Genomic DNA, 21,312 nt, shown 5'->3' on the forward strand with positions numbered 1-21,312 from the left:
AAGGTCGGTCTCTTTGTGGCAGGTTCTTGCCGCAAAACCGCTGGATATTATTGCGGAACCTGCCTGGTACAAACCTCTTAATGAAGCCGGCAATTGACGCAAGCGCAGGTGAGGTCTAAAGGGTCGTTATCCCGTGGTGATTTGGCCGGTCGGCTTGCAGCCACGTTAAACAAGTCGCTAAAGGACCGTCGGGCCGCAAGGCCATATGGACCGGTTGCGACTTTCGCGGCCGGTTTTTTTGTGTCTGGAACAAAAGCGATGAGCACCAAGAAGCGTAACTGGAAGCCTCAGACCGCACTCGTGCACGGGGGAACACTGCGTTCACAGTTCGGCGAGACGTCGGAAGCGATGTATCTCACCCAGGGCTATGTCTATGAAACGGCGCAGGCCGCGGAAGCCCGTTTCAAGGGCGAGGAGCCGGGCTTCATCTATTCGCGCTACGCCAACCCTACCGTCGACATGTTCGAAAAGCGCATGTGCGCGCTGGAGGGTGCCGAAGATGCGCGCGCCACGGCGTCCGGCATGGCGGCGGTGACGGCAGCGCTCCTGTGCAGCGCCAAGGCCGGCGACCATATCGTTGCGGCGCGCGCGCTGTTCGGCTCCTGCCGCTGGGTGGTGGAGACGCTGGCGCCGAAATACGGCATCGAGGCAACGCTGGTCGACGGCACCGACATCGCCAACTGGGAAAAGGCGGTGCGGCCGAACACGAAACTGTTCTTCCTGGAAAGCCCGACCAATCCGACGCTGGAAGTGGTCGACATCGCAGCGGTGGCGGCGCTCGCCACCTCGATCGGCGCCAGGCTGATCGTCGACAATGTCTTTGCCACGCCCTTGCAGCAGAAGCCCTTGCAGCTCGGCGCCCATATCGTCGTCTACTCCGCGACCAAGCACATTGACGGCCAGGGACGCTGTCTCGGCGGCATCATCCTGTCGGACAAGAAATGGATCGACGAGAATTTGCACGACTATTTCCGCCACACCGGCCCGAGCCTGTCGCCGTTCAACGCCTGGACGCTGCTCAAGGGCCTGGAGACGCTGCCGGTTCGGGTGCGCCAGCAGACGGAAAGCGCGGCCAAGATCGCGGATTTCCTGGCAGGACGGCCGGAAATCGCCCGCGTCATCTATCCCGGCCGCGCCGACCACCCGCAGGCCGACATCGTCAAGAAGCAGATGACGGGCGGATCGACGCTGATCTGCCTCGACGTCAAGGGCGGCAAGCAGGCGGCCTTCGCCTTGCAGAACGCGCTCGACATCGTGCTGATCTCCAACAATCTCGGCGACGCCAAGAGCCTGATCACCCATCCGGCGACCACCACGCACAAGAACCTCAGCGACGAAGCTCGCGCCGAGCTTGGCATCGGGCCGGGAACGCTCAGGCTGTCGGTCGGTCTTGAGGATACGGACGATCTGCTGGAGGACGTTGCGCAGGCGCTGAAGGCAGCCGGATAGGCCGCGAGGCGTCACGCTCCCGACGAAACCTCTTCCAGTTCGGCCGTCTTGGTGCCGATGGTCATGGTGTTGCCGCGCCAGTCGACGGCGCCGCTCAGCCAGCCGCGCGCCCAGATGGCGGGAAGCATCATGTCGCGGACCATCATCGCCGGGACCATGCGCAGCGACAGATGCCAGCCCTTGGCCGCGGCCAGCGCGCATTCGGGAATGTAGGCCGCCGTCAGCACGGCCATCACCGTGGCCGGCAGGCTGATGCCGGCACTTGCGGCCGCCACCAGCGCCAACGCCAACGGCACGGCGACGCCGGTCAGGATCTCGGGTGCGAAAAACAGTGGGAAGGTGACGCGGCGCAACCGCGCCCAGCGCGCCTGGCGCGACCAGATGTCGGCAAGTCGGCGCTGCCCCAGTGGTTGCTCGAAAGGCGAGGCAACGAGATTGACGTGCAGGCCCAGTCCGTTGACCAGCTTGGTTGCAGCAGCATCCTCGGCGATCTCGGCGGCCAGCGCGCGGATACCGCCATTGGTATCGAGCATCGGCTTGTTCCACAGCATGCTCTTGCCCTGGGCAAAGCCGAGACCGAGCGCCTCGCCGGCATATTGCCAGCGCGCCTGCAGCGTGTTGAGGAACGCGCATTCGACCTCGGCCCAAAAGCCATCCGGCCGAGAGCCGATCGGCGTCGAGCAGATAAGCCCGGTATTGGTCCGCCAGGCCGCCATCAGGTGCTGGACGTAATCCCTTGGCATCAGCACGTTGGAATCCGCCAGAATAACCCAATGATAGCGCGCCGCTTCCCAGCCCTTGACGCAGTTGTTGAGCTTCGGGTTGCTGCTGACGCGGTCGTCGCCGATCAGCAGCCGGGCCGGCACGTTGGGAAACAGGACGATCGCCCTGTTTATCAGTTTGACGACGGGATCGTCGGCGTGAGCGACGCAGAAGATCAGTTCGTAGCGCGGCCAGTCGAGCGAGAAGGCTCGCTGCAGCGTCTCTTGTGTGAACGGCTCCACGCCGCGCGACGGCACGACGATCGAGACCGGTGGCTGCTCGCCGGACGGCGGAGGGATAAGGCGACGCGCTTGCAGTTTCGACGAAGCAAGCAGGATGCTGGCGAGATTGGAAAGAAGCAAAGCGGAGGAAGCGAAGGCGGCTGTGAGAGCTGGTTCCATCGAGATCTGGTCACTCCGGAAAGGCCGCTCGCGGCTGCTTTGTCAGTCGACAGATGGGCCTTGAGTCGCCGGCAAGGTTTGCGCACACCAACATTGTCATGTGTCACTTAAATGACATTGTTTGTCGGCACTGCGCTTTGAGGCTGGCAGGACATGCCGCTCTGCGCGTATCAAACCGCATGGCGCGACAAATGTTCCCTGCTGCGCAACGGGAGCAGCCCATGTACCGCGCCGTCACGCGCAACATCGAAGTGCAGGTCAGACCGTTCTACCTGGAGGACCGCTCGGACCCGGCGGAGAACCGTTATGTCTGGGGCTACCAGGTGACGATCGACAACCAGTCGGACGATTTCGTGCAGCTTATGGCGCGTTACTGGCACATCACCGACGGCAGCGGCCGGGTCGAGGAAGTGCGCGGCGCCGGCGTGGTCGGCGACCAGCCTGAGCTCAATCCCGGCGACAGCTATCAATACACGTCAGGCTGCCCGCTCTCGACGCCCTCCGGCTTCATGGTCGGCCACTACACCATGCGCAACAAAAAGGGCGAGACGTTCGACGTCGCTATTCCCGCGTTTTCGCTGGATCTGCCGGGGACCCGACGGACGGTGAATTAGGGGTTTTCTCCCCGTCACTATACGGGGAGAAATGCCCGGCAGGGCAATGAGGGGCAGCGCCAGAGTCATGAGGTTATCTTCCACGCACATGACCTAGGCTATGCGCGGCCATTCACCAAAGTTCGCGCTGCCCTCATCCGCCCTTCGGGCACCTTCTCCCCGTGAACGGGGAGAAGGAAGAGATGCTACTGAGTTGCAAACTCCGCCGGGTCGAAGTCGTACTGCTTCGAGCAGAACTCGCAGGCGACGTGGATGCCGCCATCTTCGGTGCTGTCCTTGATCTCCTGCGCGGAAAACCCCTCGAGGATGCCGCGTATCTTGTCCCTTGAGCAGGAACATTGGTCGGCGACCGGCACGCCGCCGAAGACGCGCACGCCATGTTCGTGGAACAGCCTGTAGAGCAGCCGCTCGGCGCCGATGGTCGGGTCGATCAGCTCGGTCGGCTCGATGGTGCCGAGCAGCGCCACCAGCTCGCGCCACGAATTGTCGGCCGGCTCCTGCGTCACGTCACGCGGATCGCCGTCGCCGCCCGAAATGTCGGGCACGCGCATGCGCTCGGGTGACTGCGGCAGGAACTGCGCCAGGATGCCGCCGGCGCGCCACTGCTCACGAGCGCCGCCGGGACCTGGCGTCAGAAGCTTGGCCACCGACAGCCTGAGGTCGGTCGGGATCTGCTCCGACTGGCGGAAATAGGTGCGCGCGGCGTCCTCCAGCGTCTCGCCGTCGAGCTGGACGATGCCCTGATAGCGCTGCGTGTGCGCGCCCTGGTCGATGGTCAGCGCCAAAACGCCGCTGCCCAGCAGCGTCTGCTGCGAGGTCTGGCCTGCGGCCACCAGGGCCTCCAGCCGGTCGGCGTCGAAACGCGCATAGGCGCGCAATGCCGAAGGCGTGGAGAAATCCGCGACCAGCATGTCGACCGGGCCGTCGGTGCGGGTCTGCAGGATGAACTTGCCTTCGAATTTGAGCGAGGTGCCGAGCAGCACCGTCAGCACACAGGCTTCCGCGAGCAGGCGGGCGACCGGCTCGGGATAGTCGTGACGGTTGAGGATGGCGTCGAGCATCGGCCCGAGTTGCACGGTGCGGCCGCGCACGTCGAGCGGGCCGACCTCGAAGGGTACGACATGATCGTCGCCGGCATAGCCGAACTCGCCGAGTTTGGGGTGATGTTCAGTCACTTGATGCGTTTCCAACATGACAAAGCTCCAGGGCGCGGCCATGCGGCCCGGAGGGGTGCATGCGTCCAAACGCGCTTGATTTGCGTGATGGGGCGCAAATAGGCATCGCGCCGCCCCGGATCAAGCGCTTGGAGATCAAGCGCCTGGAGATCAAGCGCCCAGACACCAGGCCAAAACCGCCTTCTGGGCGTGGAGCCGGTTCTCGGCTTCGTCGAAGACAACCGAATGCGGACCGTCGATGACCTCGTCGGTGACTTCCTCGCCGCGATGCGCCGGCAGGCAGTGCATGAACAGGGCGTCGGGCTTGGCCCTGGCCATCAGCGCCGCATTGACCTGATAGGGCGAGAAGACATTGTGGCCGCGGGCGCGGTGTTCCTGGCCCATCGACACCCAGCAGTCGGTGACGATGCAGTCGGCTTGGTCGACGGCTTCCTCGGGCGAGCGGGTGAAGTGCAGCTTGCCGCCATTGCTCTTCGACCAGTCGATATGCTTTTGCGCCGGCTCGCTGCCTTCCGGCACTGCGACGTTCAGGTTGAAGCGGAACCGCGCCGAAGCTTCGAGCAGCGAATGCAGCACGTTGTTGCCGTCGCCGGTCCAGGCGATGGTCTTGCCGGCAACCGGACCGCGATGCTCCTCGAAGGTCATGATGTCGGCCATCAGCTGACAGGGATGGGTGTCGTCGGTCAGCCCGTTGATGACCGGAATCGTGGCATTCTCGGTCAGCTCGAGCAGCCGCTCATGCGACGTGGTGCGGATCATGATGGCGTCGACATAGCGCGACAGCACCTTGGCGGTGTCGGCAATGGTCTCGGAACGGCCGAGCTGCATTTCGGTGCCGGTCAGCATGATGGTCTCGCCGCCGAGCTGTCGCATGCCGACGTCGAAGGACACGCGCGTGCGCGTCGACGGCTTGTCGAAGATCATGGCCAGCACCTTGCCTTCGAGCGGTTTGGTCCGTTCGCCGGCCTTGAGGCGCGCCTTGCGCACCACCGCATCGTCCAGCATCAGGCGCAGATCGCCTTCGGAAACGGCGGAAAGATCGGTGAAATGGCGAAGGCTCATCGGGAATGGTTCTCGGGATTACTTCGCGGCGGCCGCGGCGATGGCGTCGGTCAGGCCCTTGGCGCCGGCGCGGATGCGATCGAGCGCTTCGCCGATCTCGGCGTCGGTGACGGTCAGCGGCGGCAGCAGACGAATGACGTTGTCGCCGGCCGGCACCGCCAGCAGATGCTGGTCGCGCAGCGCCATGTTGACCTTGGTGTTGGGCATGGCGCATTTCAGGCCAAGCATCAGGCCGCTGCCCCTGATGCCTTCGATGACATCGGGAAATTCGTCGGCGACCGCCGCCAGGCCCTGCTTCATCAGCAATGCCTTGCGCTGGACGTCTTCGAGGAAGCCGTCTTCCAGCACGACGTCGAGCACAGCGTTGCCGACCGCCATGGCCAGCGGATTGCCGCCGAAAGTGGTGCCATGCACGCCTGCCGTCATGCCGACGACAGCGTCGTCGGTGGCGAGGCACGCGCCCATCGGGAAGCCGCCGCCAATGCCCTTGGCAATCGCCATGATGTCGGGCGTCACGCCGGTCCATTCATGCGCGAACAGCTTTCCGGTGCGACCGATACCGCACTGGACCTCATCGAAGATCAGCAGCAGGCCGTGCTGGTCGCAGAGCTGCCGCAGCCGTTTCAAGGATTGCGTCGGCACCGGGCGGATGCCGCCCTCGCCTTGCACCGGTTCGATCAGGATCGCGGCGGTCTCTGGTGTGATCGCCTTCTCGGCGGCGTCGATGTCGTCGAAGCCGACCTGGTCGAAGCCTTCGACCTTGGGCCCAAAACCTTCGAGATATTTGTACTGGCCGCCGGCGGCGATGGTCGCCAGCGTGCGGCCGTGGAAGGCGCCTTCGAAGGTAATGACCCGGAAGCGCTCGGGATGGCCCTTGACGAACTGGTAGCGCCGCGCCGTCTTGATCGCGCATTCGAGCGCCTCGGCGCCGGAATTGGTGAAGAACACCTTGTCGGCGAAGGTGGCGTCAGCCAGCCGCTCGCCGAGCCGGGCCTGCCCCGGGATCTCGTAGAGATTGGAGACGTGCCAGAGCTTGGCCGCCTGTTCGGTCAGCGCCGAGACCAGATGCGGATGGCTGTGGCCCAACGAATTGACCGCGATGCCGCCAGCGAAATCGAGATATCGCTCGCCCTTGTCGGTAACCAGCCAGGTGCCTTCGCCATGATCGAAGGCCAAAGGGGCGCGGGCAAAGGTCTCGTAAAGCGCCGAACCGCTCATTATATGCGTCTCCGGTACCGGAAAAATCAAAAAAGCCGCCAAAGCGGCGGCCTTTGCGGCTTATCGTGTTTTTCGGCCATGAAGTCAACGAAAACGTCGTGCAGAGGCGCGTGGCCAGCTCCCGACGAGACGCCGGCTCATAAGCGACCGGGCAAGTTGGGGAAAACCTAAAAAACCGATTCGTGTTGCACCTGGGACTCTTGTCACCGAGTCAACACATGAGGTAATTGTAGTCGGGAAATAACTAGATTTCGTGCGGCGGACCTAATCACCTAATATATGTGGTGTCTGCCCCGGCAAAGATTGCCGGGTCGGGAACGGATTCCGGCTGCCGCACACATAGCAGGAGCGCGGTCTCATGAACTGGACTGACGAGCGGGTCGAACTTCTCAGGAAACTGTGGTCGGAGGGCTTGAGCGCAAGCCAGATCGCCGCACAACTCGGCGGGGTCAGCCGCAACGCGGTCATCGGCAAGGTGCACCGGCTGAAGCTGTCGGGCCGCGGACGCTCGACCGCGACGCCGGCGCGTCAGAAGAAGACAACGCAGGGATCTTCGATCCAGAAATCGGTGCCTCGCGCCGCAACCACGCAGCGCCATGTCACGACTTCGATCGGGGCGAACGCACTGCAGGCGCAGTTCGACGCCGAGCCGGTGGCGCGCCACTACATCCGCCCGGTCGAAAACGTCGTCGTGCCGATCTCGCGGCATCTGCAGCTCACCGATCTCACCGAGCGCACCTGCAAATGGCCGAATGGCGATCCGCTATCGGAAGACTTCAACTTCTGCGGCAACGAGGCGGCTGAAACCGGACCTTACTGCAAGTACCACGCAAGGGTGGCGTTCCAGCCGGCTTCAGAGCGGCGCAGGAGCCGGTAGTTAGGAATAGGGATTGGGGACTGGGCAGTAGGGAATGGGGTAGCGCTCGTGAGGCGCTACCTTATTCTGCCTACTGCCTACTGCCTACTGCCTACCATCACAGCCACCCACTCTTCCGAAATCGCCAATACAAAAACGAGCAGATCAGCGCGATCGAGACCAATACGACGGGATAGCCGTATTGCATCTTCAGTTCCGGCATGTCGTCGAAATTCATGCCGTAAATGCCGGCGAGCGCCGTCGGCACCGCCAGGATCGCCGCCCATGAGGCCAGCTTCTTGGTGTTCGCGGTTTCCTGGCTCTGGCCGACCAGCAGGCTGGCTTCGAAAGCGAACGCCAGAACCTCGCGCAGGCTGTCGATCTTTTCCTGCACGGTCCGGATATGGTCGGTGACATCGCGAAACAGCGGATGCATTGCGGTATGGATCTGCGGCAGTTCGGCGCTGGTCAGCCGGCGGCAGACCTCGACCAGCGGCAGCGCCGCATTGCGCAGGCGCAACAGATCGCGGCGCAGCATATAGAGCCGCTCGATGTCGGGACCGGTCATCGGCTTCAGCAGCACCCTGTCCTCGATCGCCTCGACCTCGTCCTCGATCTGCTCTAGCACCGGCATGTAGTTGTCGACGATGAAGTCGAGGATGGCGTAGAGGACGAAATCCTCGCCCTTGGCCAGTGAGTGCGGACAGCTTTCCCAGTGCTGGCGCACGGCGGCGTATGAGGTCGAGGGACCATGCCTGACGCTGACGATATAGCCTGAGCCGACGAACAGATGCGTCTCGCCGAAGGTGACGCGTCCGTCGATCAGCTGTGCAGTGCGGGCAACGATGAACAGTGCATCGCCATATTGCTCGATCTTCGGCCGCTGGTGCGGATGTTCGGCGTCTTCGATCGCCAGTTCGTGCAGATGAAATTGCGCCTTGACGCGCAGCAGAAGCTCGCGGTCGGGTTCGAGCAGCCCGATCCAGACGACATGGCCCGACTTCTTGGCCCATTCGCCGGCTTCCTCGATCGGTATGTCGGCGATGCGCTTGCCGGCGGTGTAGACGCTCGACGCGATGATGCCGGACGATGCCGGCGCCGGCTTGAACTCTCGGACATATTCCATCGCAGCCTCCTGAGCGCCTGGCCTTGGCCAGGAACCGAGACGCTAACATCCGGGCAGTTTAGCGCAATATGATTAAGCGTTCGAGGGGCGCGATCACTTCACCGGCAGCACCGGCAGGGCAACCTTGTCGGTCTTGTCGCCCTTGGGACGCTCGGCCGGCAACTGCTCGCCGGTGACGATGTAGTAGATCGTCTCGGCAATGTTGGTGGCGTGGTCGCCGATGCGCTCGATGTTCTTGGCGCAAAACAGCAGATGCGTGCACGGCGTGATGTTGCGCGGATCTTCCATCATGTAGGTCAAAAGCTCGCGAAACAGCGAGGTGTACATGGCGTCGATCTGGTCGTCGCGGTCGCGAACGAAGCCTATTTTCTCGACCGAGCGCGAGGCATAGACGTCGAGCACTTCCTTGAGCTGGGTCAAAGCGAGTTCGGCAAGCGCCTCGAGGCCGCGAAACAGGCTGGTCGGCTGGCGGCCGTCAATGACGCTGACCACACGCTTGGCGACGTTCTTGGCGAGGTCACCGACCCGTTCGAGGTCGGCCGAAATGCGGATGGCGCCGACGATCTCGCGCAGATCCGTCGCCATGGGCTGGCGCTTGGCGATGATGACGATGGCTTTGTCGTCGATTTCGCGCTGGCCATCGTCAAGCACGATGTCGTCACGAATGACCTTCTGGGCGAGGCCGGGATCGGCATTGACCAGCGCCTGGATCGCCTGCTCGACCATGCGCTCGGCATGGCCGCCCATCGCAGCGATGCGCTTCGCCAGGTATTTCAGCTCTTCGTCATAGGCGCTGACAATGTGTACGGACTGCATGGGCGAAATGCCTTCCTTAAATCTTTGGCCTTTTGAGTCGTTTCCTCGACCCCTGTGCTGATACGCTAGCCGGATGACAGAAAGAAGAAACAGGCAGTTAGCAGATAGTACCGCCTCAGCCTGCCGGCAAATGGACCGTGAACGCCGCGCCCTTGCCAACCTCCGACTTGATCGAAAGCCGGGCGTTGTGGCGCGTCAGAATATGCTTGACGATGGACAGGCCAAGACCGGTGCCTTTCTGCGTGCGGCTGCTCTCCACGTCGACGCGATAGAAGCGCTCGGTAATGCGCGGTATGTGCTCTTCCGGGATGCCCGGGCCGTAGTCCCTGATGGTTACATCGATGCCCGGTTCCGGGCCGGCCTCGCCCCGCGCGATCGACACCGTGACGCGTCCGCCAGGCTGGCCGTATTTGCAGGCGTTTTCCAAGAGATTCTCGAACACCTGGAACAGCTCGTCGCGGTCTCCGGGCACGTCGAGCGGCCCCTCGGCGTAGTCGCGTTCGATGACGACGCCGTTCTCGCTGGCGAGCGGGCCTAGTGAATCGATGACGCTGTCGATGGTCTGGCGCAGATCGACCTCGGTTCCCGGCCTCAGGTAAGGCTTCATTTCAAGCCTCGACAGCGACAGGAGATCGTCGATGAGGCGCGCCATGCGGCCGGTCTGGTTCTGCATGATCTGCAGGAACTGCTCGCGCGCCGCCGGATCGTTGCGGGCCGGGCCGCGCAACGTCTCGATGAAGCCCGAGATTGAAGCAAGCGGGGTGCGCAACTCGTGGCTGGCATTGGCTATGAAGTCAGCGCGCATGCGGTCGATGCGGCGCGTCTCACTCTGGTCCTTGAATACCAGCACATAGAGATCGGTGGCGTGGCCGACCGAGGACGCGCTGACCCGGTAGGCCCGTTCAACCGGCAGCTTCTCGGTGTAGTCGACGGCATCGGAGGCGACGGTTCCCGACAGCACGCCGTCGAGCAAGGCCTGCATTTCCGGCGCGCGGAATTTTAGCGACAGCGACAGGCCGGGCGCGATACCGACAAAGGCGGCAAAGGCGGCGGCATTGGCGTGGACGATGGTGGCGGTGCGGTCGAAGATGATCAGCGGATCGGCAACGGCAGCCGCAAGATATTCGCCGGAAAGCCGCTGCAGCCCGCTCGCCTCGATCGTGGCAATGGTCTCAGCAGACCGGCTGGCGCCTCCGGTTGGCAGAAGCGCGGCGGCCAGCAGCACCGTCAACGCAGCCAGGACGACATAGGCGGAGATACCGGCAAAACCATAAACGGCCATGATGGCGATCGCACCGGCGGCAAGCAGCCATCGGCTGTTCCACAGCCGGCCGGCGACGGCCTGCCCCGTGGTTGTCCGCTCTGCGCCGGTGTCAGCCATTCGTGCTTTCCGTGCTTCTGCGCCGGTCCCGCCGAAACTTCCGCTGGACCGGGTTTGAGGCCCCCCATAGCATGAGTCCGCAAGCTGGAAAGGTTCGTCTCGATGAAAAAAGCCAAGGAAAGTCCCGCCGCAGAGCCGGCAGAGGGGCCGCTGAAGATCAAGGTGGACGGCAAGGAGCGGGAGTTCGACATCGAAAACCCCGAGCTTCCCAGCTGGATCGAGGACCACAAACTGACCGCAGGCGACTACCCCTACGACAAGAAAATGAAGACCGAGGAGTATGACGAGACGCTGGAGCGGCTGCAGATCGAACTGGTCAAGGCGCAGGCCTGGCTGCAGGCGACCGGCAGCAGACTGATGTCGCTGTTCGAGGGGCGCGATGCCGCCGGCAAGGGCGGCACCATCTCGGTGCTGCGCCAGTATCTCAATCCTCGAACCGCGCGCAATGTGGCGCTGACCAAGCCGACCCCAACCGAAGTCGGGCAATGGTACTACCAGCGCTACGTCGCCCATTTCCCGACATCGGGCGAATTCGTCACCTTCGACCGGTCCTGGTACAACCGCGGCGGCGTCGAGCCGGTGATGGGCTTCTGCACACCGGAACAGCATGCAAAATTCCTCGACGAGACGCCGCATTTCGAGCGGATGATCTCCAACGACGGCATCTATTTCTTCAAATTCTGGCTCAACATCGGCCGCGAAACCCAGCTCGAACGGTTTCACGACCGCCGCTGGTCTCCGCTGAAGAACTGGAAGTTCTCGCCGATCGATATTGCCGGCATCACCAAATGGGACGACTACACCAAGGCGCGCGACCAGATGGTCGAGCGCACGCACAAGCAGTTCGCGCCCTGGATCATCGTGCGGGCCAATGACAAGCGACGCTCGCGGCTGGCCGTCATGCGGCGCATCCTGTTGTCACTGCCCTATGATGGGCGCGATCTCGACGCCATCGGCAAGGAAGACAAAAAGATCGTCGGCGAAGGGCCGTCGTTTCTCGAGAAGTAGAGACTGGCCTCGATAGGCAGAGGCTGAAATTACAGAGCCCACCCCCACACGGAGGTGGGCTCTGTGGCCATTGTCTAAAGCGCATCGCATTTGAACGGATTCACGCGACGCGCTTTAGGTCTTTGTTTCATGCATGTCGTTCTCTCAAAACCGGGGCCACTTTGAGCGACATGCATTAAAGCGCGTCGGGTGAAGACAGTCTCACGACGCCTGCCGCATGCCGAGCATGTGGGGGGTGCCCCTGGCCAACACCGGGGCGTGATGGTTGCGGCGCGAACGCACGACATCCAGCGTATGCTCGTTGAAGGTCAGCAGTGTGGCGACGACCTGCTGGTTGCCATAGGTGCGCTGGTACCCGAGCGGCGTCGCCAGGAAGTGCAACTGCAGCGTCCGCAGCACCCACACCGGCTCGACCTCGATAATGACCTGATCGACATTGCGAGCAAGGCCCCATTCGACGAAGCCGGCGATCAGTTCGGTGCCGACCGTAGACACGCCGCGCTTGCCATCGCGAAAGCCTGGCGCCACCGCGTAACGGGTTAGCTCCCAGACATTCGGTCCCGAAGGGCGCTTTCCCTCGCAGAGTTCCGGCATCACATCGCTAAGGAGATGCGGCCGTGTGGTCGGCAGCATCCGATGATAGCCTGCAAGCTCGCCATTGCGTATGACAAGGTGGTGTTCGGCCTCATCATGGTCGAATTGATCGATTTCGAGGCCGTCCGGGCGATCGAGATCGGTCCACCGCATCTCATCGACGAAGACCTTGTAACGCAGGCGATGGACGGCCTCCCATAGGTCGGGACGTTCCATCAGTTGTTGAGTGGTAAGGGAAAATAGCATTAGCCGTCTCCTGGGCTTAAGAGGAAGATACGGCCGGGCTTTCCCGAAAAAATTGCGCGAAGGTGTTGGCAAGGATTTCCAGGCTGCCACAGCCGACATGGCTAATATAGCTGCGTCTAAACGCCTCCGCGATGGCGTGCACCCTGTTGGCGACGCCGAGTCTGCTTTTGGCGTTAAGAAAGCATTAGCCGTCTCAAGAGGACGACAGGGGCCGGTCTTTTCTGAAGATATGACGCCAACAATGCGGCCATAAATTTCGGGCCGCCAGAACCGGCCTAGCTGATATAGCCGTGCCTGACTGCTTCGGCGACTGCCTGCACACGGTTGGCGGCGCCTAGTTTGCTCTTGGCGTTGAGAAGGTGTTTCTCAGAGGTATGCTCCGAGATGCCGAGGATCTGCGAAATCTCCCACTCGGATTTTCCGACCGCCGCCCATTGCAGGCATTCGCGCTCGCGCGGCGTCAATTCAATGTGATCGATAGATTTGCCGGCCGTCGTTTGAAGCTGCATGGCGCGGCCGATGGCATAGGTGGAGGCCAGCGAGACCATTGCGAATTCGGCTTCGGACAGTTCGACCGCCTCACCGCCCAGCGAGACCAGCGCGATCTGGCCTTCGAGCGTGATCAGCGGGAAGGCGAGGCCGTCACGCAGCTTGAACTGGCGGGCGTCGCGCATTACCTCGGCGCTGCTCTTGTCGGCGGGCATGCTTTGAACGGCATCGCGCCATTGGAATGGCGCCCGAAACTGCTTCAAATGGCTGACGACCGGATCGTGGTCGACGTAGTTGCGCGATAAGTAACGCTCCAGCCATTCGCTAGGCCAATCGCAGAGCAGCACATGGTCCTTCGTCTGGCTGCTTGGTGTACCGGGCTGCGGCACCGTTGCGGCTATCAGGGCCGTCAATCCGAAATTCGAGGTGACACTAAGTAGCTGCTCGCACACCGCAGCCGACGTGTCGGCACGCTGCACCCGGTCAATATATTCAAGTGTCCGGTCAAAATAACCCATCGCAACATCTACCCCATGTTGCCTACCGCTCTTGAGACCGATGCTACGTGCCTGCCCCGCACTTAGCCATCAACCCCGGATTGCAAAGCCACATCCTTAGCTTTTCTAACGCCAGCGACCGCCAACCCCGGGCCGACTCTGTGCGGCTATTTGCAACCTCGCCAAAGCATAACCCGAAATTTGCCCTTTGAAATCAAAAACAATTGTGCCTGCGCCGTTTTCGTATCACAAGCCAACGGCCTAGACGGGCGGAGTTTTTTGTGACATCACGCTGGATAACCATCGCCTTGCTGTCGATGCTGATCGGAGTGCAGCCGTTTGCCGGCGCTGTGCGGGCAGCGGAACCGCAGGTGCCGGTGCTTTGGGATGCCAAGGAGCGGCTGCCGAAGCCGGACCTTGCGGCGCTGCCGAGGCTCAGGTTCCTCACCACAACCGATTTCCCGCCCTTCAATTTTCTCGACGGCACGGGCCGACTGTCCGGCTTCCACATCGACCTGGCGCGGGCGATTTGCGCCGAACTCGACATCGCCGACAAATGCCAGATCCAGGCGCTGCCCTGGGCCGAACTCGACGACGCGTTGCAGAAGGGCGAAGGCGAGGCGATCATCGCCGGCATCGCCGCAACGCCGGAGACGCGGGCGAAGTACAGCTTTTCGCGCTCCTATCTACAGTTTCCGGCGCGCTTCATCATGCCGAAGACCAAGGCCTTCGCCGAGCCGATCCTCGACAAATTGCGCTCGAAGCGGGTCGGCGTGCTGGCCGGCTCGGCGCATGAAAAGATGCTGCGCGATTATTTCGGCACCGTGCAGATCATCCGCTTTCAACGGCCGGAAGACCTCTACAGCGACTTGAAGAGCGCCAAGATCGATGCCGCCTTCGGCGACGGCATGCGCTTTTCCTTCTGGCTGGGCGGCACGGACGCCGCCGGTTGCTGCCGCTTCGCCGGTGGACCCTACCTGGCGCCGGAATATCTGGGGTCCGGCATGACCATTGCCACCCGGGCCAGCGACCCAGCGCTGGCCGCAGCCATGGACTACGCGCTGCAGGAGATATCGGTGAAAGGCACCTTCGCCGAATTCTACCTGCGCTATTTCCCGGTCAGTTTCTTCTGATCCGGTTCCCGGTCAGCTTTTTCTGATCCGGTCCCGGTCAGCTTCCTTTAGGGGCTGGATCAGGTCAGCGTGCGCAGGCGGGCCTTCGCCCCGCGCGCGATGGCTGCGGCGGTCAGCGTGTCGAGATCGAGCTCACGCCGGATCAACTGCAGCACCCGCAATTCCTCCATGCGCATTTCTAGATCGACGGCGGCAACCTCGAAGGCCGCGGCATAGGCGGTGTCGTGCAGCCGTTCGGGCAAAGTCTCGGCGACACGCTCGAGCACGCCTTCCAACCCATCCTTTTCATGCAGCATCTTCTGGCAGTCCTGCGCAATGGCGATCAGCCTGTCCTGCTTGAAATCCTCGAACACCGGCCAGCTGCGGACGACGTCGCCGATGCGCGCCAGTTCGATATCGGTCATGTCGCGATCGGAAGCCGAGGTGATGACCATCAGGTAGATCAGGGCTTCATGGGTGGACGGCAACGGCATTCAAAACTCCTTGATAGTGAGGGTCGAAGGTAGGGACGCCACGGCGCCGTCGCAACGAAAACGCCTGATATCGTTGACGCTCCGCCCTGTCGCGCCTAGAGACCCGGTTGAAAAATCTTACCAGCCGCGAAAGCCGGCCATGACTGGAACTTTGACATGACGGGATCAAACATCGCCGATCTCAACCCCGAAATGCTTGCGGCAGCCGCCGAAAGCAAGGCCTGGCCGTTCGAGGAAGCCAAAAAGATCATCGAGCGCTACAAGGGCGGCGACTTCCCGGAGATCGTCCTGTTCGAGACCGGCTACGGCCCGTCGGGCCTGCCGCATATCGGCACGTTCGGCGAGGTCGCGCGCACCTCGATGGTGCGCCATGCCTTTCACGTGCTGACCGGGAACAAGGTCAAGACCAAGCTGCTCTGCTTCTCCGACGATATGGACGGCATGCGCAAAATCCCCGACAATGTGCCGGATCGCGCAGCGCTCGAGCCCTATCTGCATATGCCCCTGTCGGCGGTGCCCAATCCGTTCGGCGGCGACTATCCGAGCTTTGGCGACCACAACAACGCGATGCTGTGCCGCTTCCTCGACACGTTCGGCTTCGACTACGAATTCGCCAGCGCCACGCAGTACTACAAGGCCGGCCGCTTCGATGCGATGCTGGTGCGCGCCGCCGAGCGCTATGAGCAGATCATGGCGGTGATGCTGCCGACGCTGGGGCCGGAGCGGCAGGCAACCTACAGCCCGTTCCTGCCGATCTCGCCGAAGAGCGGGCGCGTGCTCTACGTGCCGATGAAGCATGTCGACGCCAAGGCCGGCAACATCACCTTCGACGATGAGGGCACCGAGACCACGCTTTCGGTGACCGGCGGGAAGGTCAAGCTGCAGTGGAAGCCGGATTTCGGCATGCGCTGGGCAGCGCTCGGCGTCGATTTCGAAATGTTCGGCAAGGACCACCAGACGAACGCGGTGATCTACGACCGCATCTGCAACATTCTCGGCGGGCGCGCGCCCGAGCATTTCGTCTACGAACTGTTCCTGGACGAGAACGGCCAGAAGATCTCGAAGTCGAAGGGCAACGGGCTGACCATCGACGAATGGCTGCGCTACGCGCCGACCGAAAGCCTCGGCCTCTATATGTATCAGCGGCCAAGGCAGGCGAAAAAGCTCTATTTCGACGTCATCCCACGCGCCGTCGACGAGTACTACACCTTCCTCAACGCCTATCCGCGCCAGGACTGGAAGGAGCGGCTGGGCAATCCGGTCTGGCACATGCATGACGGCAAGCCGCCTTCCATCGACATGCCGGTGCCGTTCTCGCTGCTGCTCAACCTGGTCAGCGCCTCCAACGCGCAAAACAAGGATGTGCTGTGGGGCTTCATCTCGCGCCATGCATCTGGCGTGACGCCGGCGACGCATCCCGAACTCGACCAGCTGGTCGGTTTCGCCATCCGCTACTTCGACGATTTCGTGAAGCCGACGAAGACCTTCCGGCCGGCCGACGATGTCGAACGCGTCGCGCTGGAAGCGCTTGGCAACGCGCTTGCTGGCCTGCCGGCCGGCGCCGACGGCGAAGCGATCCAGAACGCTTCGCTCAACGTGGCGCGCAAGATCGAACGCTATCAGGACCATTCGAAGAAGAGCCCGGACGGCGGCCCTGGTGTCTCGGGCGCTTTCTTCCAGATGATCTACCAGGTGCTGATCGGCCAGGAACGCGGACCGCGCTTCGGTTCGTTCGCAGCCCTCTACGGCATCGCCGAAACCCGCGCGCTCATTGAGCGGGCGCTGGCTGGTCAGCTGGCGGCGTAATTTCCGTCCCGGCCAGCGGCGTGTCTATCGCCGGGGCATCGAGGATCGGTTGCGACGCCGTCGGTGCCACAACAGGCGTTGGCGCCGGTGGCAGGCCGCCAAGATCGGTCGCGGCGCCGAAGACGCCCTTCTTGGCGGCGCGCGCCTTGTCGCCCGCTTCGACATAGGGGCCGGCTGCCGTGGCGCGCGCCCAGCCGTTTTCGACCAGCCACTGGCCGACATCCAGCTTGCCGATGCGGCATTCGGCGGCGATCAGCGCACGGTCGGCCTCCGGCGGCACCTTGCAGGCAACGGCCCGGCCGCGCAGGAAAGACCGGAACGCGGTGCGCGCCCTGATACCGCAAGCCCAGGACTTGCCGCCCTCGGTGCAGGTCTCGTCTTGCCTGACGATGTCGATGCCGGAGACCGTCACGGAATAACCATTGGCTTCGATCAGGCCGGCGGCGGCCGCGACCGGCTGGAACAGTTTTGTTCCTCCCCAGTCGTCGACCGCTCTGCGCCCACGCGGCTTGGGCGGCCCGGCCAGCGCCAGGTCGCTCAGCGGCGCGCGTGGCTCAACCCGTTCAAGTTCTTCTACCGGCAGCGGCGGCGGAGCGATGGCCTCGGGATCGATCGCCCTCGAATGCACCTGAGGCGAGTGCATCGGAGGCTTGACGGGCCGGACCTCGGGGATCGCCGACGTCGCCGGCTCCTCGGGCACGGCCTCGGTGTCCGGGTCGATCTGGTCGACGGTGATGGCGGTGCTTTCGCGATGCAGCGCGCGACCGCCGGCGACGACAATGGCGACCATCACCGGGATCGCCAGGAGGGCTATGAGGATTTGAAGCAGACGCACCGCGAGACCTACTGGCTTGCCCAGACGATCCGCGCCACCCATTCGACATCGCGCATCGCGATGTCGCGGTCCGGGTGGTCGGGGTTGAGCGAAATCAGCACGATCGATTTCGTCGTCTGGCGGTCGAGCACCTTGGCCATGACTTCGCCGGCATTGGTCTTGACGACGACGCGGTCGCCCTTGCGGGTAGCGGCGCCCGGCTCGACGATCAGCACATCGCCATTGCGGTACAGCGGCAGCATGGAATCGCCCTGCACCTTCAACGCATAAGAGGTTTCGGTCGCCCGTGCCGGAAGCTCGACAAGGTCCCAGCCCTGGCCTGAGGGATAGCCGGCATCATCGAAGAAGCCGCCGGCGCCGGCCTGGGCAAAGCCGAGCAGCGGCACCGCCGAACGCTGCGCGGCTACCGAGCCCGAAGCGGCCTTGGCACGGCCTTCGACCAGCCCGGTGAATTCGTCGAGCGAGGCGCCGGTCGCCTCGATGATCTTCGCCAGCGATTCGGTCGACGGCCAGCGCGGCCGTCCATCCGAGGACAGCCGCTTCGATTTGTTGAAAGCGGTGGAGTCCAGACCGGCTCGCCGGGCCAGGCCGGAGGCCGACAACGAATAGCGCTCAGCGAGAGCGTCGATGGCTGCCCAAACTCGGTCATGCGAGAGCAATTCGCTCTCCTCAAAACAGGAAAAAATACCTTTTCCTTCTAACGCGCGGTCATCCGATTGTCCACCGGCGCGCGGCCCGATCCCCTAAAAAGCTGTGTGCGGCGAAGTCGTCATGGATGCCTCAAACTGCCTTGGCAAGGCTGCGCAATCCCTGGTCGGAGCTCATGAAACCCCGCTCGGCCTAGGTCGGCGGTCGCGGTTGAACGGAGCGGGCAAGCGTACTGTTGGACGCGCCAAGGACGCTGTAGCATTTTGATTTGGCGCATGACCCCGAAAATCGATTCCGATTTTCGGGGTCATGCGCGAGGTCGGCGAGCATCATGTAGCGGGCGTTGTTGAGATGGAGGTTGAAGTCGATCTCGGTCGGCAGGCAGCGAAAAGCCAGTCGGCTTTCGCTACCGACCGCATAAGGCCACGGCGCCTTGCCGTGGCCATCATGCGCGCAAGGCGCCCCCAGACGTACATGGGGCGCTAGCTCAAGCGGCCTTCTTCACCTCGCCTTTCGCATAGGGATCGAAGCGCTGGTAGAAGGTCTCGCCCTTCTCGGCCAGGTCGAGCAGCAGCTTTGGCGCCTTGAACTCGGCGCCGTATTTCTTCTGCAGGCCTTTGGCTATTCTGACGAACTCCCTGGCGCCGATGCCGTCAATATAGGACAGCGCGCCGCCGGTGAATGGCGCGAAACCAAAGGCGAGGATCGACCCGAGATCGGCCTCGCGCGGATCGGTGACGATGCCTTCCTCCATCACCCGGGCCGCTTCCAGCGCAATGGTGACCAGCAGGCGCTGCTGCAGTTCCTCATAATCGACCTTCTCGGCCTCCAGCTGCGGATAGAGATCCTTCAGGCCCGGCCACAGCTTCTTCCTGGCGGGCTTGGCGGGATAGTCGTAAAAACCCTTGCCGTTTTTGCGGCCGAAGCGGCCATGGGTGTCGACCAGCGTGTTGATCAACGCCATCTGCCTGGGGTCGACGGCCTTGTCGCCGAGGTCCCTGATGGTCTGCTTCATGATCTTCTGGGCAAGGTCGATCGCCGTCTCGTCGGTCAGGGCCAGGGGGCCGACCGGCATGCCGGCGGCCTTGGCGGCGTTCTCGATCATCGGCGCCGGAACGCCTTCGATCAGCATCTTGTAGGCTTCCGACATGTAGCGCAGCACGCAGCGGTTGACGTAGAAGCCGCGCGTGTCGTTGACGACGATCGGCGTCTTCTTGATGGCGCGCACGAAATCGATCGCGGTGGCCAGCGCCTTGTCGCCGGTCTTCTTGCCCAAAATGATCTCGACCAGCATCATCTTGTCGACCGGCGAGAAGAAGTGGATGCCGACGAAATTCTTCGGCCGCGCCGAATTCTTGGCCAGTGCGGTGATCGGGATGGTCGAGGTGTTGGAGGCGAAGATCGCCGACGATTTCAGCACGGCTTCGGCCTGCTCGGTGGCAGCCTTCTTGACGGCCGAATCCTCGAACACCGCCTCGACCACCAGATCGCAGCCGGCGAGATCGGCATAGTCGGCCGACGGCGTGATCAGCGACAGAAGTCTGTCCTTCTCCTCGGGCTTGACGCGGCCCTTCTTGACCTGATCGGAGATCAGGCTGTCGGAATGCGTCTTGCCCTTTTCGGCCGACGCCATGTCGCGGTCGAGCAGGACGACCGGGATGCCAGCCTTGGCGGTGACAAAGGCGATGCCGGCGCCCATGAAGCCGGCGCCGAGAATACCGATCTTCTTGAACTTGGTCTCCGGCACGCCGGCCGGGCGGCGGGCGCCCTTGTTGAGCTCCTGCAGCGAGACGAACAGCGAGCGGATCATCGCTGCTGCTTCCTTCGACTGCATGATTTCGGTGAAATAGCGCTGTTCGATCCGCAGACCGGTGTCGAACGGCACCAGCAGGCCTTCATAGACGCATTTCAGGATCGCCGCGGCGGCCGGATAATTGCCGTAGGTCTCGCGGCGCAGGATGGCGATGGCCGGCGGCCACAGATTGAAGCCGGCCGGCGTATAGATTTGGCCGCCAGGCAGCTTGAAGCCCTTCTCGTCCCAGGGCTGGACGGCTTTCAGGCCGTTCCTGATCATCGCCTTGGCGGTCTCGATCAGCTTGCCGGGTTCGGCGATCTCGTGGATCAGCCCCATCGCCTTGGCTTTCTGCGGCGACAGCGTCTGGCCGGTGGTCAGCATCTGCAACGCCTGCTGCTGGTCGGTCAGGCGCGGCACGCGTTGGGTGCCACCGGCGCCGGGGAAGATGCCGACCTTGACTTCCGGCAAGGCCATCTTGACCTTTTCGGAGTCAGCGGCAACGCGGCCATGACAGGCCAGCGACAGCTCGAACGCGCCACCCATGCAGGTGCCGTTGATCGCCGAGACCCAAGGCTTGCCCGACGTTTCGAGCTTGCGCCACAAGCCACCCATGCGGCCGGCATTGTCGAACAAAAGCTGTGCCGCCTTCTCCGGGTCCTTGGTCTTCTCCTTGGCAAATACGGCCAGCATCTTCTGCAGCATGGTCAGGTCGGCGCCGCCGGAGAAGCTGTCCTTTCCCGAGGTGATCACCGCGCCCTTGATGGCGGCGTCGGCCACCACATGGTCGATGATCTTCTCGAGCTCGTTCATCACCTCTTCGGTGAAGACGTTCATCGAGCGGTCCGGCATGTTCCAGGTGACCAGCGCGATGCCGTCTGCGTCGGTGTCGACCGTGAAGTTTGTATAAGTCATGTCTCTCTCCTTCCGG

Annotated in this window: 19 protein-coding genes, 1 pseudogene and 1 riboswitch; of the genes and pseudogenes, 6 read left to right on the forward strand and 14 right to left on the reverse strand. The window is 62.9% G+C overall.

Translation table 11 applies throughout. From position 1 onward, the window contains the following. The first annotated feature begins 123 nt into the window (after positions 1 to 123). Positions 124 to 201, forward strand: a riboswitch (SAM riboswitch). Positions 202 to 258: 57 nt separating this feature from the next. Further along, on the forward strand, positions 259 to 1,449 hold the full coding sequence (locus NKI05_RS20835) for an O-succinylhomoserine sulfhydrylase (RefSeq protein WP_023669633.1): 1,191 nt from the start codon (positions 259 to 261) through the stop codon (positions 1,447 to 1,449). 11 nt (positions 1,450 to 1,460) lie between these two features. Here NKI05_RS20835 and NKI05_RS20840 read toward each other — a convergent pair whose 3' ends face one another. Then, positions 1,461 to 2,612, reverse strand: a complete 1,152-nt coding sequence (locus tag NKI05_RS20840; protein WP_023669632.1) for a ceramide glucosyltransferase — start codon at positions 2,610 to 2,612, stop codon at positions 1,461 to 1,463. 221 nt (positions 2,613 to 2,833) lie between these two features. On the opposite strand from NKI05_RS20840, the gene apaG reads away from it, so the two are divergent. Continuing rightward, positions 2,834 to 3,226, forward strand: a complete 393-nt coding sequence (gene apaG, locus NKI05_RS20845) for a Co2+/Mg2+ efflux facilitator ApaG/CorD (protein ID WP_023669631.1) — start codon at positions 2,834 to 2,836, stop codon at positions 3,224 to 3,226. 185 nt (positions 3,227 to 3,411) lie between these two features. On the opposite strand, the gene NKI05_RS20850 is transcribed toward apaG, so the two are convergent. The 3 genes from NKI05_RS20850 to NKI05_RS20860 all read right to left on the reverse strand — a co-directional run bounded on the left by NKI05_RS20850 (position 3,412) and on the right by NKI05_RS20860 (position 6,681). Continuing rightward, positions 3,412 to 4,443 carry an Hsp33 family molecular chaperone gene (locus tag NKI05_RS20850; protein ID WP_031195623.1) on the reverse strand — a complete coding sequence of 344 codons (1,032 nt, stop codon included), beginning with the start codon at positions 4,441 to 4,443 and terminating at the stop codon, positions 3,412 to 3,414. 108 nt (positions 4,444 to 4,551) lie between these two features. After that, positions 4,552 to 5,463, reverse strand: a complete 912-nt coding sequence (argF, locus tag NKI05_RS20855; protein ID WP_023669629.1) for an ornithine carbamoyltransferase — start codon at positions 5,461 to 5,463, stop codon at positions 4,552 to 4,554. A gap of 18 nt (positions 5,464 to 5,481) precedes the next feature. Further along, positions 5,482 to 6,681, reverse strand: a complete 1,200-nt coding sequence (locus NKI05_RS20860; RefSeq protein ID WP_023681950.1) for an aspartate aminotransferase family protein — start codon at positions 6,679 to 6,681, stop codon at positions 5,482 to 5,484. A gap of 358 nt (positions 6,682 to 7,039) precedes the next feature. Here NKI05_RS20860 and NKI05_RS20865 point away from each other — a divergent pair, with 358 nt between their 5' ends. Further along, on the forward strand, positions 7,040 to 7,558 hold the full coding sequence (locus NKI05_RS20865; RefSeq protein WP_023669627.1) for a GcrA family cell cycle regulator: 519 nt from the start codon (positions 7,040 to 7,042) through the stop codon (positions 7,556 to 7,558). 97 nt (positions 7,559 to 7,655) lie between these two features. Here NKI05_RS20865 and NKI05_RS20870 read toward each other — a convergent pair whose 3' ends face one another. From NKI05_RS20870 to NKI05_RS20880, 3 genes are all read right to left on the reverse strand, one after another. After that, entirely contained in the window at positions 7,656 to 8,663 is a 1,008-nt protein-coding gene (locus NKI05_RS20870; RefSeq protein ID WP_023692534.1) for a magnesium and cobalt transport protein CorA, read from the reverse strand. 93 nt (positions 8,664 to 8,756) lie between these two features. After that, the gene (gene phoU, locus NKI05_RS20875) at positions 8,757 to 9,479 is read right to left on the reverse strand and encodes a phosphate signaling complex protein PhoU (protein ID WP_023696693.1); all 723 of its coding nucleotides are present in this window, start codon (positions 9,477 to 9,479) and stop codon (positions 8,757 to 8,759) included. Between the two features lie 115 nt (positions 9,480 to 9,594). Next, complete coding sequence (locus NKI05_RS20880) at positions 9,595 to 10,860, reverse strand: ATP-binding protein (protein WP_023726832.1); 1,266 nt, start codon at positions 10,858 to 10,860, stop codon at positions 9,595 to 9,597. A 102-nt stretch (positions 10,861 to 10,962) separates the two neighbouring features. Between NKI05_RS20880 and ppk2 the strand changes: the two genes are divergently transcribed. Next, positions 10,963 to 11,868 (forward strand): polyphosphate kinase 2, encoded by a 906-nt coding sequence (gene ppk2 / locus NKI05_RS20885; protein WP_023711408.1) that lies wholly within the window; start codon positions 10,963 to 10,965, stop codon positions 11,866 to 11,868. A gap of 201 nt (positions 11,869 to 12,069) precedes the next feature. Here the strand turns inward: ppk2 and NKI05_RS20890 are convergent, their stop codons facing one another. Together NKI05_RS20890 and NKI05_RS20895 are read right to left on the reverse strand one after the other, a co-directional pair. After that, positions 12,070 to 12,708 carry an acyl-homoserine-lactone synthase gene (locus NKI05_RS20890; RefSeq protein WP_023681954.1) on the reverse strand — a complete coding sequence of 213 codons (639 nt, stop codon included), beginning with the start codon at positions 12,706 to 12,708 and terminating at the stop codon, positions 12,070 to 12,072. A 275-nt stretch (positions 12,709 to 12,983) separates the two neighbouring features. After that, on the reverse strand, positions 12,984 to 13,715 hold the full coding sequence (locus NKI05_RS20895) for a helix-turn-helix transcriptional regulator (protein WP_023669621.1): 732 nt from the start codon (positions 13,713 to 13,715) through the stop codon (positions 12,984 to 12,986). Positions 13,716 to 14,011: 296 nt separating this feature from the next. Between NKI05_RS20895 and NKI05_RS20900 the strand changes: the two genes are divergently transcribed. Then, positions 14,012 to 14,827, forward strand: a complete 816-nt coding sequence (locus NKI05_RS20900) for an ABC transporter substrate-binding protein (RefSeq protein ID WP_050586840.1) — start codon at positions 14,012 to 14,014, stop codon at positions 14,825 to 14,827. Between the two features lie 59 nt (positions 14,828 to 14,886). On the opposite strand, the gene NKI05_RS20905 is transcribed toward NKI05_RS20900, so the two are convergent. Then, positions 14,887 to 15,300 carry a tellurite resistance TerB family protein gene (locus NKI05_RS20905; protein ID WP_023688697.1) on the reverse strand — a complete coding sequence of 138 codons (414 nt, stop codon included), beginning with the start codon at positions 15,298 to 15,300 and terminating at the stop codon, positions 14,887 to 14,889. 156 nt (positions 15,301 to 15,456) lie between these two features. On the opposite strand from NKI05_RS20905, the gene NKI05_RS20910 reads away from it, so the two are divergent. Then, positions 15,457 to 17,106 carry a lysine--tRNA ligase gene (locus tag NKI05_RS20910; protein ID WP_023732412.1) on the forward strand — a complete coding sequence of 550 codons (1,650 nt, stop codon included), beginning with the start codon at positions 15,457 to 15,459 and terminating at the stop codon, positions 17,104 to 17,106. On the opposite strand, the gene NKI05_RS20915 is transcribed toward NKI05_RS20910, so the two are convergent. The 4 genes and pseudogenes from NKI05_RS20915 to NKI05_RS20925 form a co-directional block, all read right to left on the reverse strand. Further along, the gene (locus tag NKI05_RS20915; protein ID WP_023688698.1) at positions 17,069 to 17,941 is read right to left on the reverse strand and encodes a thermonuclease family protein; all 873 of its coding nucleotides are present in this window, start codon (positions 17,939 to 17,941) and stop codon (positions 17,069 to 17,071) included. The two genes, NKI05_RS20910 and NKI05_RS20915, sit on opposite strands and share 38 nt — an antisense overlap. 8 nt (positions 17,942 to 17,949) lie before the next feature. Further along, positions 17,950 to 18,600 carry a S24 family peptidase gene (locus NKI05_RS20920; RefSeq protein WP_023681959.1) on the reverse strand — a complete coding sequence of 217 codons (651 nt, stop codon included), beginning with the start codon at positions 18,598 to 18,600 and terminating at the stop codon, positions 17,950 to 17,952. Positions 18,601 to 18,904: 304 nt separating this feature from the next. Continuing rightward, positions 18,905 to 19,065 (reverse strand): annotated as a pseudogene (locus NKI05_RS32270) (thioesterase family protein); the annotation flags it as partial. Positions 19,066 to 19,076: 11 nt separating this feature from the next. Next, positions 19,077 to 21,296, reverse strand: a complete 2,220-nt coding sequence (locus NKI05_RS20925; RefSeq protein WP_023681960.1) for a 3-hydroxyacyl-CoA dehydrogenase NAD-binding domain-containing protein — start codon at positions 21,294 to 21,296, stop codon at positions 19,077 to 19,079. Positions 21,297 to 21,312 lie beyond the last annotated feature (16 nt).

It is taken from the genome of Mesorhizobium sp. M0771 (assembly GCF_040320155.1).
GTDB lineage: Bacteria > Pseudomonadota > Alphaproteobacteria > Rhizobiales > Rhizobiaceae > Mesorhizobium.